At 66.0% G+C, this 18,446-nt stretch carries 11 protein-coding genes; all 11 read left to right on the top strand.

What is annotated here, in order from left to right:
* Nucleotides 1-26: 26 nt before the first annotated feature.
* Nucleotides 27-323, top strand: coding sequence for a hypothetical protein (locus IG178_RS15335; protein ID WP_193213446.1), 297 nt, complete (start codon nt 27-29; stop codon nt 321-323).
* A gap of 386 nt (nt 324-709) precedes the next feature.
* Complete coding sequence (gene leuS / locus IG178_RS15330) at nt 710-3,253, top strand: leucine--tRNA ligase (protein WP_193213445.1); 2,544 nt, start codon at nt 710-712, stop codon at nt 3,251-3,253.
* A gap of 34 nt (nt 3,254-3,287) precedes the next feature.
* Nucleotides 3,288-6,668: a DEAD/DEAH box helicase gene (locus IG178_RS15325; protein ID WP_193213444.1), complete on the top strand. Its 3,381-nt coding sequence runs from the start codon at nt 3,288-3,290 to the stop codon at nt 6,666-6,668.
* A 356-nt stretch (nt 6,669-7,024) separates the two neighbouring features.
* A complete protein-coding gene (locus IG178_RS15320; protein WP_193213443.1) occupies nt 7,025-7,609 on the top strand; it encodes a hypothetical protein in 585 nt (194 codons plus the stop codon).
* Nucleotides 7,610-7,672: 63 nt separating this feature from the next.
* Nucleotides 7,673-9,061, top strand: coding sequence for a 3' terminal RNA ribose 2'-O-methyltransferase Hen1 (locus tag IG178_RS15315; protein ID WP_193213442.1), 1,389 nt, complete (start codon nt 7,673-7,675; stop codon nt 9,059-9,061).
* Nucleotides 9,058-11,613 carry a polynucleotide kinase-phosphatase gene (locus IG178_RS15310; protein WP_193213441.1) on the top strand — a complete coding sequence of 852 codons (2,556 nt, stop codon included), beginning with the start codon at nt 9,058-9,060 and terminating at the stop codon, nt 11,611-11,613. The genes IG178_RS15315 and IG178_RS15310 overlap by 4 nt, the downstream gene beginning before the upstream one ends.
* Nucleotides 11,614-11,700: 87 nt before the next feature.
* Nucleotides 11,701-12,573 carry a hypothetical protein gene (locus tag IG178_RS15305; protein ID WP_193213440.1) on the top strand — a complete coding sequence of 291 codons (873 nt, stop codon included), beginning with the start codon at nt 11,701-11,703 and terminating at the stop codon, nt 12,571-12,573.
* 100 nt (nt 12,574-12,673) lie between these two features.
* Nucleotides 12,674-13,975: a hypothetical protein gene (locus IG178_RS15300; RefSeq protein WP_193213439.1), complete on the top strand. Its 1,302-nt coding sequence runs from the start codon at nt 12,674-12,676 to the stop codon at nt 13,973-13,975.
* Nucleotides 13,976-14,042: 67 nt separating this feature from the next.
* Nucleotides 14,043-15,296 (top strand): MFS transporter, encoded by a 1,254-nt coding sequence (locus tag IG178_RS15295; protein ID WP_193213438.1) that lies wholly within the window; start codon nt 14,043-14,045, stop codon nt 15,294-15,296.
* Between the two features lie 156 nt (nt 15,297-15,452).
* Nucleotides 15,453-17,645 carry a TonB-dependent siderophore receptor gene (locus tag IG178_RS15290; RefSeq protein ID WP_193213437.1) on the top strand — a complete coding sequence of 731 codons (2,193 nt, stop codon included), beginning with the start codon at nt 15,453-15,455 and terminating at the stop codon, nt 17,643-17,645.
* Nucleotides 17,627-18,421: a class I SAM-dependent methyltransferase gene (locus tag IG178_RS15285; RefSeq protein ID WP_193213436.1), complete on the top strand. Its 795-nt coding sequence runs from the start codon at nt 17,627-17,629 to the stop codon at nt 18,419-18,421. Before IG178_RS15290 ends, IG178_RS15285 begins: the two co-directional genes overlap by 19 nt.
* The last annotated feature ends 25 nt before the right edge of the window (nt 18,422-18,446 follow it).

Below are 18,446 nucleotides of genomic sequence, written 5' to 3'. Positions count from 1 at the left end.
CCTCAACGACGCCACCCACGACACTCATGCAAGCTGCATATCGTCATCCGCTTTCCGTCTTCCTCCTCGCCTCCGGCGCTCCAGCGCTGCTCGCCGATGAAGTCCTCATCGATGCCACGCATCACAATGGCAGCTTCGAAAGCGAGCAGACCAAACAGACCAGCTGGGACACCGTCACGTCGTGGCAAAACTGGGACAGCGGCGTCGGCGGCAACAGCACCGCCAATGACGACTCCGGCGTCGAGCCCGCTGGCACCGACGGACCCTGCCCCCCCAGCGCGACACGCCGGTCCCCGGAACCACTCGCGTCAGCATTGGCCTGAGCGGCGAGCCGTCCGAGCTCTTCTTCCCCGTCCAAGTTGAGGAAGCCGACTAGGCCGGCGGCGAAGGGCTGGCAACGCACCCGGGAACAACGACTTGCTGGTTATCAATCACCCGCAACTCAACCACCCTCCACCCCACCTTGTCCACCCGGGCGAGCAAGCCCACGGTACCGTCTGGGACCGAGGCTTCGCGCTCCGGAAATGGAGGGCGAGGCCAAGCAGCGTGCCGCATCGATCGCCGGCCAAAACCCCTGCTTCCGACCCTCCCGGCAGCCGGCCGCCGGGGGCAGCCCGGGGGTTTTTCTTTTCAAGCTCAGGCCGTTCCGCCAAGTTCCGCGGCCCGCGGCGGAGACTTTCCGCACCACGACTTTCAGCCGTTCCGACCCATGTCCACCGACAAACGCAAACCGTTCCCCTTCGACCAGTTCGAGCCCGAGTGGCAGGCCCGCTGGGACTCGGAGAAGACCTTCCGCACCCCGAATCCGGGCGATGTCGATTTCGACGCCTCGAAGCCGAAGTTCTACGTCCTCGACATGTTCCCCTACCCCTCCGGTTCCGGCCTCCACGTCGGCCACCCCGAGGGCTACACCGCCACCGACATTATCGGCCGCGCCAAGCGCCGCCAGGGCTTCAATGTCCTCCACCCGATGGGCTGGGACTCCTTCGGCCTGCCCGCCGAGCAGTACGCGATCAAGACCGGCCAGCACCCGTCGATCACCACCGTCGCCAACATCGCCACCTTCAAGCGCCAGCTGAAGTCGCTGGGCTTCGGCTACGACTGGGACCGCGAGGTCGCCACCACCGACCCCGAATTCGTCCGCTGGACCCAGTGGATCTTCCTGCAACTGTATTCCTCGTATTTCGACGAGGAAAGCGGCAAGGCCCGTCCGGTCGCCGAGCTCGAGGCCAAGGGCTGGACCCGCGAACAAATCGACGCCGTCCGCCTGGCTTTCGTCCACGAAGCCCCGGTCAACTGGTCGCCCGACCTCGGCACCGTCCTCGCCAATGAGGAAGTCGAGGAGTGGCGCAGCAAGGGCCACATCGTCGAACGCCGCCCGCTGCGCCAGTGGATGCTGCGCATCACCAAGTATGCCCAGCGCCTGATCGACGAACTGGAGCCGCTCGACTGGCCGGAAGGCATCAAGCTGCTGCAGAAGAACTGGATCGGCCGCTCCGAAGGCGCCGAGGTCCATTTCCAGCTCGACGGCCACACCGTCACCGTCTTCACCACCCGTCCTGATACCCTGTTCGGTGCCACCTACATGGTGCTCGCGCCCGAGCACCCCTATGTCGCGGAAATCACCACCGCGGAACAGAAGGATGCCGTCGAGGCCTACGTGAAGGCCTGCGCCACCAAGTCCGACATGGAGCGCGGCGAGCTGAACAAGGACAAGTCCGGCGTCTTCACCGGCGCCTACGCCACCAACCCGGTTAACGGCGAACAGATCCCCGTGTGGATCGCCGACTACGTGATGATGGGCTACGGCACCGGCGCGATCATGGCCGTGCCCGCGCACGACGAGCGCGACTTCGAGTTCGCGAAGAAGTTCGACTTGCCGATCGTCCAGGTCGTCCAGCCCAACGGCGACGCCGACTGGCAGGGCTACACCGATCCCGGCACCGCCATCAATTCCGGCTTCCTCGACGGACTGCCGACCGCCGAAGCGAAGGCAAAGATCATCGACTGGCTGGAGTCCGAGGGCAAAGGCACCCGCAAGATCCAGTTCAAGCTGCGCGACTGGTTGTTCAGCCGCCAGCGCTACTGGGGCGAGCCCTTCCCGCTGACCTGGAAGGACGGCGAACACCACCCGGTCGCCGATTCCGAGCTGCCGCTGCTGGCCCCGCCGCTGGACGACTACAAGCCCAGCGGTTCGCCCGAGCCGCTGCTCAGCAAGGCCCGCGACTGGGTCGAGCTGCCCGACGGCTCGATCCGCGAGACCAACACCATGCCCCAGTGGGCCGGTTCCTGCTGGTACTACCTGCGCTACTGCGATCCCCGTAACAGCGACCGCTTCATTTCCAAGGACGCCGAGAACTACTGGGGCTCCGGCGACAAGCCCGGCATGGTCGACTTGTACGTCGGCGGCACCGAGCACGCCGTGCTCCACCTGCTCTACGCCCGCTTCTGGCACAAGGTCCTCCACGACCTCGGCCACGTCTCGACCAATGAGCCATTCCAAAAGCTGGTCAACCAGGGCATGATCCTCGGCGAGGACGGCCAGAAGATGTCGAAGTCCCGCGGCAACGTGATCAATCCCGACGACGTCGTGAAGAACTACGGCGCCGATGCCCTGCGCCTCTACGAGATGTTTATGGGCCCGCTCGACCAGGTGAAGCCCTGGCAGATGAAGGGCGTCGAGGGCGTCTCGCGCTTCCTCGCCCGCGTCTGGCGGGTCGGCTTCGAGGAGAACCAGGCCGGCGAATGGGTCACGTCCTCGAAGATCCAGGACGTCCCCTGCACCGACAAGGCGCTGCTCAAGGTGGTCCACGAAACGATCAAGAAGGTCACCGACGACATCGCCAAGATGTCCTTCAACACCGCGATCTCGCAGATGATGGTCTGCACCAACGCTTTCACCCAGGCCGAGGTGGTTCCGCTCAAGGAGTTCACGATGCTGCTGCACGTCCTCAACCCCTTCGCCCCGCATCTCAGCGAGGAGATCCATGCCCGCCTCGGCGGCACCGAAATGCTCGCCAACCTGCCGTGGCCGGAGCATGACGAGGCCGCGCTGGTCACCGATGAGATCGAGCTGGTCGTCCAGATCAACGGCAAGCTGCGGGACAAGATCACCGTCGCCAAGGACGCCGACAAGGACAGCGTCGAAGCCACCGCCCTCGCCTCGGCGAAGGTCAAGGAGCAGATCGAAGGGAAGACCGTCCGCAAGGTCATCGTCGTCCCGGGACGACTGGTGAACATCGTCGCCAACTGAAGCCCTTCGCCCCGGCGAAGCACCCCTCCATGCCATGCAGGACGCCCTCGAGCACATCGCCGAGCGGCCGGCCCTGCGGGCGTGGATGGTTTCCGGCGGCTGGACCGACCACTTCGACCAGTCGACCCTGAAACGGGCCCGCGGCTACGCCCGCCCCGGCACGGTCAGCGATGTCGAATGGGTCGACCTCGACAGCACCGGCGAGCTGATCGTCAACGCCTCGGTCCAGGGCTCCCGCCGCGCGCCCTACGAGACCTCGATCGTCTTCAGCGAGTCGCGCGGCGAGTGGACGATCGAGACCGAGTGCACCTGCCCGGTGGTTCACGAGTGCAAGCACGCCGCCGCAACGCTGCTGCTGCTGCAGGAGCACCTGCCCGACGAGGACGCCCCGCCGCGCCACCTCCAGTTCGAGCTCCCTTTCGACAGCTGGCTGAACGAGGTCGAGCAAGCTGGTGCCGCGCCCGGCGACGATGACGAGCCCTCCCCGCCGGCCGGCCACGAGGAATTCCTCGCCTACTGCATCGAGGAAGCACCCGGCTCCGACAGCCGCTTCCTCCAGTTCGTGCTGCGCGTCGGCCGCCGCCTCGGTGACGGCAGCGTGCGGATTCTGGGCGGCGTCGCCTCGGTCGATCCCGACAAGCCCGCCAGGTTCATGACGGCGGACGACACCGCGCTGGTGACGCTCTTCCAGAAGCGCCAGATGAAGCACGGCACCTTCGGGGCCATGCCGCTTGAGGGGCCTGATTGGGACGAGCTTCTGGCCGGCGCGCTTGTCACCGGACGCCTCTACTTCGGCAAGGAAGCCAACGACCATCGCGGCACCACCTTGCACCGTCCGCTCGAAGGCGGCGAATCGCTGCATGTCGACGCCTACTGGGAAAGCCTCCCGGATGGCAGCGTCCGTCCGAAACTCCGCGGAGCCCTGCCTGGGAACCTCTTCCTGCCGGTCGTTCCTCCCCGCTACATCAACCCGAAACGGCCGTCGCTTGGTCCGTTGACCAGCAGCCTCCCGCCGGCCGTCCTTGCCACCTGGACCCGCGGGCCGGTGATCCGGCCGGAAAACATCCCGGGCTTGATCGAGCGGCTTTCGCGCTTCCCCGGCGCCACCCTGCCGAAGCCAACGCTGGTCCAGACCGTCTCCCGGCCGGCCACGCCGCCCCAGCCCGTCCTGCGGATCACCAAGGTGGCCTTCGGTCCCTCCTGGGAACGCGTCGACTGGATCATCGGCGAAGTCTTCTTCCAATACGGCGACAGCCCGCGATTGCGGCCGCTCTCCGCCAATGCCTCGCGCCAACACACCGCCATGGTCGAAGGCCGCCGCGTGATCTGGAACCGCGATCCGAAGGCAGAGCGCATCGCCGAAACCGAGCTCCTCCGCTATTCCCTGATCCCGCTTTCGAAGAAGGTCCCCGAGCGCTCGCTCGACTCCGCCACGCGCCACGCCGTCATTCCGGACGCACCCCACCCGGACCAGCCGATGGCCTGGCTCGATTTTCTCCAAAGCAACGACATCGGGGAGCTACGTGGCCGCGGTTGGAAGATTGAGGTCGACCCGCGGGCCGGCCTCACCGCCCGCAACGCCTCCTCCTTCGTCCCCGCGATCGAGGCCGAGACCGCCCATGGCATCGACTGGTTCCGCTTCGACATTTCCTACGAGATCGACGGCAAGCGCTTCAGCCTGATCCCGGTCATCGCGCAGGCAATCGCCAAGGACTACCCGCCCGCCGATTCGCCCGACCTTCCGGAGCAGATCTTGATCCCCTGCGAGAACCCGGAAGACGGCTACATCCGCTTTCCCGGAAGGCAGCTGATGGAGATCGTCGACCAAGTCCGTCACCTCTTCGTCGGCGGCCATGAGCTGGGAACATTCCGCATCGACCGCCTGTCCGCCGCCGCGGTGGCCGACTCGCTCCAGCTCGACGGTTCCGACACCGCCCGCTCGCTTGCCCGGCTCGGCCGCGGCCTGCGCGACATCAAGGAACTGCCGGACATCGAGGTCCCGTCCACCGTACAGGCCGGGCTGCGGGCTTACCAGCTCGAGGGCTTCCGCTGGCTGCAGTTCCTGACCGCCCAGGGACTGCACGGCATCCTCGCCGACGACATGGGGCTCGGAAAGACGCTGCAAACACTGGTCCACCTTGCCACCGAGCACGCGAGGCAACCCGGCCGGCCATCGTTGGTCGTGGCTCCTACGTCCGTCGTACCAAACTGGGCCGCCGAAGCCGCCAAGTTCGTGCCCTCGCTGAAGGTGGTTACCCTGCACGGTCCCAACCGCGCCTCGCGCTTCGACGAGGTCGCCGGTGCCGACCTGGTCCTCACCTCCTACCCGCTGCTCGGCCGCGACCTCGCGGAGCTCGGGCGCCACGATTGGCATGTCATCGTGCTCGACGAGGCCCAGCATATCAAGAACCCCAAGGCCATCGCCGCCCGCAGTGCCTGCCAGCTCAAGGCCAGCCACCGGCTCTGCCTATCCGGCACGCCGATGGAAAACCACCTCGGCGAGTTGTGGAGCCTGATGCGCTTCCTCATGCCCGGCTTTCTCGGCGATGAGAAGTCCTTCAACACCCGCTTCCGCAAACCGATTGAGCGAGAACGCTCCAGCGACATCCAGCTCGCGCTCAACCGCCGCGTTTCCCCGCTCATCCTGCGCCGCACCAAGGACCAGGTCGCGACCGAGCTGCCGAAGAAGACCGAGATCGTCCACCACATCGACCTCACCAAAAAGCAGACCGCGCTCTACGAGTCGGTCCGCGCCTCGATGGACCGGCGGGTGCTCGATGCCATCGCCGCCAAGGGTTTGGCCAAGTCGCACATCATCGTTCTCGATGCCCTGCTCAAGCTGCGCCAAATCTGCTGCCACCCGCAGCTGCTCAAGAGCCCGGCGGCGCAGAAGGTCGAGGAGTCCGCCAAGTTCGACTACCTCACGCAGGAACTGCTGCCGACCCTGCTGGAAGAAGGCCGCCGCATCCTGGTGTTCTCGCAGTTCACCTCGATGCTGTCGCGGATCCAGGCGGAGCTCGAAACCGCCGGCGTTCCCTTCCTCAAGCTCACCGGCCAGACCCGGAACCGGGGCGAACTGGTGAAGCAATTCCAGGACGGCACGGCGCCGGTGTTCCTGATCTCGCTCAAGGCCGGCGGCACCGGCCTCAACCTGACCGCCGCCGACACCGTCATCCACTACGACCCCTGGTGGAACCCCGCCGCCGAGAACCAAGCCACCGACCGCGCCCACCGCATCGGCCAGACCAAGCCGATCTTCGTCCACAAGCTCGTCTGCCGCGGCACCATCGAGGACCGCATCCTCGACTTGCAGAAGCACAAGGCCGCCTTGGTCGAGGCCCTGCTCTCCGACGAGACTGCAAAGCTCAAGATCGACCCCGAGACCTTGTCGCACCTGCTGGCACCGCTTGAGTGACGCGGAGCGAAGTAGCGCAACTTTTCAAGTTGCGTGCTTCTTGCGGCCGCACGCCATCACTTGGCGACGAACCATCCCCCCGGCTACCAGCGCCTCCGGGAGAATGATCCGTATTTCGGGTTGCCAGCCGTCCAACAGTCGCGGGCCGCCCCATCCGCAACTTGCAAAGTTGCGCTACTTCGCTCCGCGTCCTTGTCGCAGCGTGCGACAACAACGAAACTCGTCCAATGGATCACCCGCCCCAGCCGCCACCCAACGTCCCGGCCCCGCCCCCGGGAAAGGAAGCCCTGCGTTCCCGACGAAAGATGATGTGGATCTATGGGGTCGGCGGCTTCTCCGTAGCTTATTTTCTGCTCGTGATCCTCTTTCCTCGTTTGGTTCGCGCTCGTGTAGCCCCCGACAGGACCGAAGCCATCAGCAACGCCAAACAGATCGGACTCTGCCTCTACGAATTCGAAGATGAATATGGCCGGTACCCCGATGGATCCACGAGGGCCCGGGTCAAAGCCGACACCGCCACCCTCCTCACCCTCGGCGATCACAGTTCCAATGCCCTGTTCCGTCAGCTCATCGCCAACGGAGCAAAAACGGAGAAGATCTTCTGGGCCAAAACCGCGACCACCTCGCGCAGACCCGACAACATCTTCACCTCGGACGCCACGGCGCTTGCCTCCGGCGAATGCGCCTTTTCCTACATCGCCGGCTTGGCGTCCACTGACGATCCCGAGTCACCGCTCATCGTCTGTCCGTTGATCCCCGGCACCACCCGATTTGATCCAAAACCCTTCGGAGGCAAGGCCATCATCTTCCGCGTTGATTTTTCCGCCCGCTTCGAACCCATCGACAAGTCCGGCAACGTCATCGCCAACGGCATGCCGATCTTCGACCCCCGCCAGCCCTTCTGGAAAGGAAAGGCTCCGGATATCAAATACCCGGAATAGCCCGCCGACAATTCCATCACCCGGAGCTTGCCCGGGATCTCCCAGCAGTTAGACCAAGGTCTCGTGCTGCTTTCCATCACCAACCGCACTCCCGACGCCACCGACCTCGGCCACCTGCTGCACAAGCATCCGGCCCGTTGCCATGGGGTCGAACTCGCCTTCGGGACGGGCACGGTCTTCTACCCGGTCGCCCGGGCGGAGGAATGCACCGCGGTGCTGGCAGTCGAGGTCGATCCCGTCGGACTCGTCCGCTCGGAAGGCGCGCGCAATGGCGGCTGGGCGCTCGGCCGCTATGTCAACGACCGGCCCTACACCGCCTCCTCGTTCCTCTCGGTCGCGATTTCCCGCATCCTCGGGACGGCCCTCAACGGCCGCTGCCCCAAGCGCCCCGAGCTGGTCGACCGCCCGCTCGAACTCGAGGCGAAGCTCCCGGTCGTCCAGGCCCCCGACGGGATGCTGGAGCGGCTCTTCGCGCCCCTCGGCTACACGGTGACAAGCCACCGCCTGCCGCTCGACCCCGCCTTCCCGGCCTGGAGCGAAAGCCGCTACCACGAGCTGACGCTGCGTGCGCAGATCCCGCTGCACCTCCTTCTCAAGCATCTCTTCGTGTTGATCCCCGCGCTCGACCGCGAGAAGCACTACTGGGTCGGCCGCGAGGAAATCGACAAGCTGCTCGCCAAGGGCGAGGGCTGGCTGGGCGACCATCCGGAACGCGAATCGATCGTCCGCCGCTACCTGAAATACCAGAAGCGCCTCGCCCGCGAAGCCTTGGAACGGCTGGCCCCCGAACCCGATGACGACGAGGAAGAGGAAGCGGCCGGGAAGGAGCCCGAGGTGGAGCGGAAGATCTCCCTCCACGAGGTCCGCCTCGACCGCGTCGCGGAGTGCATCGCGGCCTGCGATCCGAAGTCGGTCATCGATCTCGGCTGCGGCGAAGGCAAGCTGGTCGCCCGCCTGCTGCGCCAGACCCGGATCCCGGTCATCCGCGGGATGGACATCTCCAGCCGGGCCCTGGAGATCGCCGACGAACGCCTCGAGCGCATCCCCGCGGCCCGGCGCGAGGGCCGGGTGAAGCTTTTCCTCGGCTCCCTCATCTACCGTGATTCCCGTCTCACCGGCCATGACGTCGCCGCATTGGTCGAGGTCATCGAACACCTCGATCCCGACCGCCTCGATTCGCTGGAGCAGGTCGTCTTTGCCAGCGCCGCGCCGGGCAGGGTCTTCGTGACCACGCCGAACCGCGAGTACAACGCGCTCTTCGAGGCCATGAAACCCAGCGCGCTTCGCCACTCCGACCACCGCTTCGAATGGACCCGCGCCGAATTCCGCAACTGGGCGGAGCGGGTCGCCGCGGACCATGGTTACGCGGTGAGCTACGAAGGGCTCGGCGAGGAACACCCCGAACACGGCCCGCCGAGCCAGATGGCGGTCTTCACCCGAACTTTCCGATGACCCTCCGCCTCCCGGAACTCTCGCTCGTCCTCCTGATCGGCCCGTCCGGTTCGGGCAAATCGACCTTTGCCCGCCGCCTCTTCAAGCCCACCGAGGTGGTCTCGTCCGACGTTTGCCGCGGCATGGTGTCCGACGATGAGAACGACCAGTCCGTCACTCCGCAGGCGTTCGAGCTGTTGCATTTCATCCTCCGCCAGCGGCTCGCCCTGGCCCGCTTCACGGTGGTCGATGCCACCAACCTCAATCCCGAGGACCGCGCGAAGCTGGTGGCGATCGCCCGCGAGTTCCACGTGCTGCCGGCGGCACTGGTGTTCAAGATCGACGAGAAAACCTGCCACGAGCGCAATGCCCTGCGCCCCGACCGCGACTTCGGCCCGCATGTCGTGAAGCGGCAGTTCGCCCAGCTGCGCCGCGGCTTGCGCGGGCTCAAGCGGGAGGGTTTCCGCAATGTCGTCCATTTCCGCAGCCCGGAGGAGATGGATGCCGTCGATGAAGTCATCCGCGAGCCGCTGTGGAACAACCGCAAGGGCGACAGCGGTCCCTTCGACATCGTCGGCGACGTCCACGGCTGTTACGAGGAACTCCGTACCCTGATCGGCAAGCTCGGCTACACGGTCGCAGACCACGTCGTCTCGCACCCGGAGGGCCGGCGGCTGGTCTTTGTCGGCGACCTCGTCGACCGCGGGCCCGACTCGCCGGACGTGCTGCGCCTCGCGATGGCATCGGTCAAGGCCGGCACCGCGATCTGCGTGCCGGGCAACCACGACGCGAAGTTCCTGCGCTGGCTCAACGGCAAGAAGGTCCAGCCGACCCACGGCCTGGCGGAAACGATCGCCCAGCTCGAGGCCGACCCCGTCGACCGCGACGAACTCCGCGGCTTCCTCGACGGGTTGGTCAGCCACTACGTCTTCGACCACGGCAAGCTGGTCGTCGCCCACGCCGGGTTGAAGGAAAGCATGCAGGGCCGCGGCTCGGGCAAGGTCCGCGAGTTCTGCCTCTACGGCGAGACCACCGGCGAGCGCGATGAATACGGCCTGCCCGAGCGGCTCGACTGGGCCCGCGACTACCGCGGCAAGGCGCTGGTCGTCTACGGCCACACCCCGTTCGCCGAACCCCGCTGGCTCAACAACACGGTCAACATCGACACCGGCTGCTGCTTCGGCGGCGAGCTCACCGCGCTGCGCTATCCCGAACAGGAAACCGTGTCGGAGCCCGCCCTGCAAACCTACGCCGAGGCCGTCCGGCCACTGCGCGACGAATCCGCGGCCAGCGCCCAGGCCGAACACGACCGGCTGCTCGACCTCGACGATTTGTTGGGAAGGCGCCAGATCCACACCTCGCTGCGCCCGGCGGTGAGCGTCCGGGAGGAGAACGTGCTCGCCGCCCTCGAGGTGATGAGCCGCTTTGCCGTCGATCCCCGCTGGCTGATCCACCTCCCGCCGACGATGTCGCCCTGCGGAACCAGTTCCAGGGAAGGCTGGCTGGAGCGGCCCGAGGAGGCCTTCGACTACTACCGCCAGCAGGGCGTCATGCAGGTCGTGTGCGAGGAGAAGCACATGGGGTCGCGCGCGATCGCCGTGGTTTGCCGCGAGCCCTCGGTGGCCGTCACCCGCTTCGGCCTGAAGCAGGAGCGGCGCGGGGTGATCTACACCCGCACCGGCCGGCCGTTCTTCTCCGACAGCTCGATCGAGTCCGGCCTGCTCGACCGCCTGGCCACGGCGCTGGAGAGGGCGGGGATCTGGGACGAACTGGACACCGGCTGGCTCTGTCTCGACGCCGAGTTGATGCCGTGGTCGGTGAAGGCGCGGGATCTACTGGAGTGCCAGTACGCTGCGGTCGGGGCGGCCGGCGGCGCCCATGCCGCGGCGGCCTCTGCCGCCTTCCAGTCGGCCCTCGGCAGCGATCACCTGGAAGCGGAGGCGAAAGCCATGCTGGAACCGCTGCTCGAACGCAGCCTTTCCCGCGGCACGATGATCGAGCACTACCGCGGTGCCTACCGCCACTACTGCTGGGACGTGGTCGAACTCGACGACCTGAAGCTGGCACCGTTCCACTTCCTCGCCAGCGAGGGCGGCAGCCACGTGAAGCGCGACCACATTTGGCACATGGCCTTGGCCGAGCGGCTCCAGGCCACCGACCCGGCCCTGTTTCCCGCGACGCGTTGGCGCGAGGTCGATCTCACCGACGAGGAGGCGGCCGCCGCGGCCATCGCCTGGTGGGAAGAGATGACCTCGGCCGGCGGCGAAGGCATGGTGGTGAAGCCGCGCGATTTCATCGCCACCGGACCCCGCGGACTGGTGCAACCGGCCGTCAAATGCCGTGGCCGCGAATACCTGAGCATCATCTACGGCCCCGAGTACGATCGTCCAGAGAACCTGGAGCGGCTCCGGCAGCGCGGGCTCGGCCACAAGCGGTCGATGGCCGAGCGCGAATTCGTTCTCGGTGTCGAGGCACTCGACCGTTTCACCGCCCGTCGGCCGCTGCGCGAAGTCCACGAGTGCGTGCTGGCGGTTCTCGCGATGGAAAGCGAACCGGTGGATCCGCGCTTGTGATGCTCCGTTGAGTTTTTCCGTCGCGCGGCAAAGTAGCGCAACTTTTCAAGTTGCGTGATTCTGGTGGCCGCATGCCACCAAGCAGCGGTGAACCATTCCCACGGCCTGGCAGCGCCTCCGGAAATCGGCATACCCTCCAAGTTGCGGGGCGCCCTGCCGATGTTTGCCGCCCCCAGACGCAACTTGCAAAGTTGCGCTACTTCGCTCCACGATCTTGTTGCGGCACGTGAACTCGACGATACTTTCTCGATGGTTCACCCGCCACAGCCGCCTGCCGACGCCCCTCCTCCGCCTCTGGCTGGCGAGGTGATGGGTTCTTGGGCAAAGATGAATCGGATCAAGCTGATTGGAGGAATCTCGATCTTGTTCCTGATTCTATTCTTCTCATTCAAACTCAAAGGTCGCCGGAATCAGCCCAACCGAAGTCTAGCCCAAAGCCACGCCGAAGATATCGGTGCTGAACTTCTCCGCTTCGAAACCGATTTCGGACGATTCCCCGACTCGAGCACGATTGCCAAGGTAGCGAAGAACACTTCTCCCCCGTTCTCTCTTGGCGATCACAGTTCGAACGCGCTTTTCCGGCAACTGCTCGCGATGGGAAGAACCGGCGAGCTCCCGTTTTGGGCATCAACAGGTTTAACACCCCGAAGGCCCGATGATGTTTTCAGTTCCGACACCACGGCACTTGCCCCGAGGGAATGCGCCTTCTCCTACATCGCCGGATTGTCGTCCAAAGGTGACCCGAACACCCCGGTCGTCGTCTGCCCCCTGATTCCCGGCACCACCCGCTTCGACCCCAAGCCTTTCAAAGGCAAAGCGATCATTCTCCGCCTCGACCTTTCCGCCCGGGCCGAGCCCATCGACAAGTCCGGCAACGTCATCGTCAACGGCATGCCGATCTTCGACCCCCGCCAGCCGTTCTGGAAAGGCAAGGCTCCGGACATCAAGTGGCCGGAGTAGGCGCCGGCGGTCCCCGTCTTCATCCGAACTTCACCCGTCTTCATCCGAACTTCACCCGTTTCTCATACGGATTGCCCGGCGCGGCGGTTTTCTCAGGAGAATGAAGCGTCCCCTGCGGAAGATCTCCGGCGTCCTGATCCTGGGATTCGCCCTGGCCTTCGTCGTCTACCCCTTTGCCAAGACGATCCGGCACTTGACCACGGATCCCGGGCTGCGCTCCGCGGCTCCGTCGAAGTTCGCCTACAGCCTCCACGCCTCGCTCTCCCGCAGGCTGCCCGGCTATGTCGACGAGCGGATCGCAGCCGGTGTCGCGGAGACCCTCGGCGTCCACCAGATCACCGCGACCGAGTCCCCGGTCTACGGCCCCTTTTTCTATCTGGTGGCAACGGAGAACCTCCAGCGCCTCTGGGAGAAGGACCGCTCACTGGCTCGCCGACCGCCGAAGGAGACCGGTGCCGCGGCGATCGAGGCCAGCGTGCGGATCCTGCTCGACCCCGGTCACGCCCACTACATCCGGACCTACTGGGGCGACGACTACCTCGAGGACCCGAACTGCTTTTTCCGCACCCTTCTCATCGGCGGCCTGAGCGCCCACCATCACCTGACCGGGAACGGCCGGCACCTGGCCTTGTTGAAGCGGTTGACCGATGATCTGGCTGCCGACATCGATGCCTCGGCCACGGGTTTGGTCGATGACTATCCGGACCAGTGCTTCCCCTGCGACGTGGTCGCGGGCATCGAGATGATCCGCCGCGCCGACCCCGCCCGCGAGGCGTGGGCAAGAGCCGCCTTCAAACGCCTGGGCGCGAACTTCGACGGCGGGCTGCCGCCATACATGGCGGACGACGATACCGGCGAGGCGCTCGGACCTTCGCGCGGCTGCACCAATGGCTACTACTTCTCCTTTGCCCGGGCGCTCGATCCCGCGGTCGCGGATCCGCTCTATCAGAAATGGATCGACGGGTACTGGCAGGAGGGCAACTGGGCGGCCGGCTGGCGCGAGTTCGCCAAGGACTCGAAACATCCCGACTACTACATCGACCCGGACTCCGGCCCCGTGTTGTGGGGCTACGGCACCGGCGCAACCGGACTCGGCATCGGCGCCACCCGCCTCCACGGCGACCACCACCGCGCCGGCCTGCTCGGCGCGGAAATGATCACTGGCAGCCTCCCCATGCCGGATGGTTCACTGTTGCTCCCGCGGCTGGTTTCCGACCGCACCCATGCGCCTTGTTTTGCCGAAACCGCCATCCTCCATCAGCTTTCGCTAACTGGTGGAACCACGGATACCAAGGCGCCGCTGACCGGAGCGGTCTGGCTGATCCTCGGGGTCGAGGCGCTCTTCGCCACCCTGCTGCTGCGGCTGTCGAAGCACCTGATCGCCCCGAAACCGCGACCCTGAGGAAGCACCACCGCACCACGAGGCATTGCATTTCGGCAGGCTTGGGTTCTGATCGCCCGACGGCCCGATGATCTTCCGCTTTTCGCTGTATGGCTTTCTCAAGAACCTGAGGTTCTTCGAGGCCTTCCTGGTGCTCGCGCTGCGCCAGCGGGGATTCGACTTCCTGTCGATCGGCACGCTGATCGCGATCCGCGAGATCACCACCCACGTGCTCGAGATCCCGTCGGGCGCCGCGGCGGATGCCTGGGGGCGCAGGCTGTGCATGGTGGGCAGCATGGCGGCCTACGTCATTTGCTTCCTGCTCCTCGGGGCTGGATCGACCTTCGCCGCGATGGCCGTGGCGATGGTCTTCTACGGCCTGGGTGACGCCTTCCGCTCCGGCACCCACAAGGCGATGATCTACGCCTGGCTGCGCGAGCAAGGCCGGGAGAAGGAAAAGACGCGCATCTACGGCTACACCCGTTCCTGGTCGCAGAAGGGCTCCGCGCTCTCCGCCCTGGTGGCCGCGTTGCTGGTCGGCTGGTCGGGCACCTACGCCTCGGTCTTCTACTGGAGCGCCCTGCCTTCCTTCCTGAACCTCATCAACCTCGCCACCTACCCGGCCTCGCTCGATGCTGGCTGCCACGGCTTCCGCAAGGGCATCTTCCGCGCTGCCTGGACGACCCTGGCCGACTCATTCCGCGAATTCCGCCGGCATGCCCCGCTGCGCCGGCTGGTGGCGGAGTCGGTGGCGATGGAAGGCGGCTATTCGGTGATCAAGAATTACCTGCAACCGGTGCTGCAGACCGCCGCCCTGACCCTGCCGGTCTGGCAGGGAACAAGCGACGTGCGCCGGACGGCATTGGTTACCGGAGTCGTCTATGCACTGGTCTTCTTCGGCAGCAGCATCGCCTCGCGGCGGGCCCACCAATGGGAGTCGTGGTCGGGCGGCAGCGAGCCGGCCACGCGCCGCATCCTTTGGATCACCTGGTTGCTGATGGCCGTGCTCGCCGTGTTCCTGCTGGGAGGAATGCCGTGGCTGTCGGCCGCGATCTTCGTGCTGCTCGGGCTGTTTCAAAACCTGTGGCGACCGATCCAGATCGCCCGCTTCGACGACGCATCGAGCGAGGGCGTCGGGGCGACGGTGCTCAGTGTCGAGGCCCAGGCCCAATCCGTGGCCGCCGCGCTGTGGGCCCCCTTGCTGGGCGCGCTGATCGACTCATCGGCCCACAGCGAGGGCACTGCAGCCATCCCCACCCCGGCGCTGTGGCCGGTGTGCTTGATCGCCATCCCGGTCCTGCTGGCCTGGGGCCTCCGGGTCCGCAGCAACAAGGCTGCCTGAGGAGATGCGGGGGCTTCACCCGTGACCCGCGGGATTATTCCGGAAATTTCCCCAAAGAGAAATTCCGACCCCGCGTTCCCCAAGGCATCGCGTCGCCGGCCCCCCTGCGCCGGCGCCACACGAAGCAATTCCACACACTTCCACATTGTCCGATTCATGAGCCAGCACCCGGGCCAGTCGCGCCAAAACCCCATCTCCGTTCCATCGTTCACCCGCCTCAAGCTACTCGCCACCGCTTCAAACATCGCGCCCCGCGGGCCACTGGCCGCACTCGGGCTCGCCGGCGCCGCGGTCTGCCTGGGCATCCCGGCTGCACGCGCCCAGGACAGCAGCAGCAGGGAGCCCCGCCTCGATCCTCTGACGGTCCAGGCCGAAAACGAAGACAAGGACTACAAGGTCAGCAATGCCTCCACCGCGACCCGGACCGACACGCCAATCGCCGAGACACCGCTTTCGATCCAGGTGATCCCGCGCGAGGTCATCGAGGACCAGGGGATCTCCCGGCTGAAGGATGTCTACCGCAACGTCAGCGGTGTCGCCCCGGTCCGCACCGAAGGCCGTGGCATCCAGTTCGAGGACGCCTCGATCCGTGGTTTCTCGCAGCTCCTTTCGGTCGACGGCTTCCGGCTCTACACCATGCCGCCGCTGAACCTCGCCGGCCTTGACCGCGTCGAGGTCCTCAAGGGCCCTGCTTCCTCGCTCTACGGTGCGATGGAGCCGGGCGGCCTGGTCAACGCCGTGGCCAAGACCGCCAGCTTTTCACCCCGCTCGGAAGTCTACGGTGAGATCGGCAGCTTCGACTCCTACCGCGCGGGTGTCGATCTCGGCTGGGCTTCGGGCGACGACGTCGCGCTGCGCTTTGTCGGCGACTACCATGACACCAACTCTTTCCGCGACTACCTCGACTACGAGTCGCTGTTCCTCGCGCCAGGCCTGACTTGGAACATCACCGACTGCACCCGCCTCACCACCTGGCTGTGGTACCAGGACCTCGACCGTCCGGTCGACAACGGCATCGCCTTCGCCCGCGCCGGCGGACCGGTGGGCGACATCACCTGGAACCTGACCGGACCGGGCCACCACACCCAGTACATCGAGGACTTCCTCTACAGCGTCCAGATCGACCACGAGGTCAGCGAGGACTTCTCGCTGCGCGCCCGGGCACTCGTCCACCATTTCGACGGCCAGAACGATGCCTTCCGCTGGTCGGCCGGTGCCGGCAACACGGTCAGCGCCTACCTCGACGCCTCCTCCTTCGGGAATTGGGAATACGACGTGGTGACCGACGCGCTGTGGAAGTTCGACCTCGGCCCGACCCGGCACCAGCTGCTCGGAGGCTTCGAATTCTCGCGCTCCGACTATACCTACGACCGCCTGGTCTCGGCCCGGTTCCCCGTCTCGATTTTCTATCCGTCGAGCCCGACCGGCCCCTTCCCCCTTACCCCCGGAACCGTCCGCCAGAACGTGGTGACCGAAACCTGGTCCGGCTACCTGCAGGACCAGATGGACGCGTTCGACGACCGCCTCCACTTGCTGGTCGGCGGTCGCTACGACTATTACGACCAGTACTCCCGCTCCTTCTCCAGCACCGCGGAGAACTGGCAGGACGATACCGGTCTGACCGGACGGGGTGGCTTCGTCTACGACCTGACGCCCTGCGTCTCGCTCTTCGCGAATGCCGCCCGATCCTTCAATCCGAACAGCGCCGGCCGCAGCCTCAGCTTCACCGGCGAGCCGATCGACCCGACCACCGGCGTGCAGTTCGAGACCGGCACCAAGTTGTCGCTTTTCGACGAGCGGCTGGCGATGACCGCGTCGGTCTATCAGATCACCAAGGACAACGTCCCGGTCAGCGACCCGCTGAACCCCGGCTTCTCCGTCAACGGCGGCGAACTGCGCAGCACCGGCTTCGAGTTCGACACCCTCGGCAAGATCACCGAGAACCTGCAGGTGATCGGCAGCTACGCCTACACCGACACCGAAGTACTAAACTCGTCGTCGCTACCCCTCGGCGCCCGCTTCGCCAACATCCCGCTGCATTCCGGCAGCCTGTGGCTGAAATATGACTTCACCTGTGGTCCGCTCGAAGGATTCGGCTTCGGTGCCGGCGTGTTCGCCTCCAGCTCGAAGGCCGGCGACAACAACAACAGCTTCGACCTCCCGGGCTATGCCCGCTTCGACGCGGCGGCATGGTACCGCACCGAGCTGAACAACGGCGACGAGCTGAAATTCCAGGTCAACGTCCAGAACCTCACCGACCGCACCTACTACGAGTCCTCGACCAGCACCGCCAACGTGCAGCCGGGAACACCCCTTGCCATTTCCGCGCGATGCAGCCTGAAGTTCTGAACGGCATCACCGCCGACTTCGAAACGGCGCGCCGCCTGAAGGCGGTGTTCCGCGAAGGCTGGAGCCACCCGGAACGGGTGGCCGGCTGGGTCAAGGGTGGCCTGCACGCCGAGTTCCACGACGAAGCCTGCCGCCAGGCGTGGAAGGACGCGCTGTGCCGTGCCGTCGAGCTGGCCCCGAACGACCGCGCCCTGGACCTCGGTACGGGCCCGGGCACGATATCCTCGATGTGGGCCGAGCTCGGCTTCCGCACTACCGGCATCGACTTCTCCCCCGGCATGCTCAAGGCCGCCCGGGGACTTGCGGACCAGCGCGGCTTGTCGCTCGAATTCGTCGAAGGCGACGCCGAGGACCCGCCGGGCGAAGAGGAAGAATACGGCGTGATTTCCACCCGCTTCGTACTCTATACCCTTCCCCACCCCGGCTACGCCATCCGCCGCTGGGTGCAGCTCCTGGCCCCCGGCGGCCGGCTGATCCTGATCGGCCACGAGCGCGACGGCGAGCCCCCTCCCCAGCCATCGAGTGGCACCGCGCTCAAGGCCCAGGAAACCCGTCCATGGAACGTGGACGGCCGCTACCGTGAAGCCCTCGACCAGCTGCCCTTCATGGATCACAAGCCGACTGACCTGCAGGTCGTGATGGAAGCCGCCGGCTTGAACGAAATCCGCCGGATCAACATCGACGGCCTGGACGAGGCACGCGAGGCATTGAAGCAGCGCGACCCCGAAGTCGCCGTTGGGAAGACCCGGCCTTATATCGTCGCGGGACGCAAGTGAGCAGGACGACGACAGGACCGCGCAA

The organism is Neoluteolibacter marinus (genome assembly GCF_014904755.1).
Taxonomy (GTDB): Bacteria; Verrucomicrobiota; Verrucomicrobiia; order Verrucomicrobiales; family Akkermansiaceae; genus Haloferula; species Haloferula marina.
This window is presented reverse-complemented; position numbering and strand designations above follow the sequence as displayed.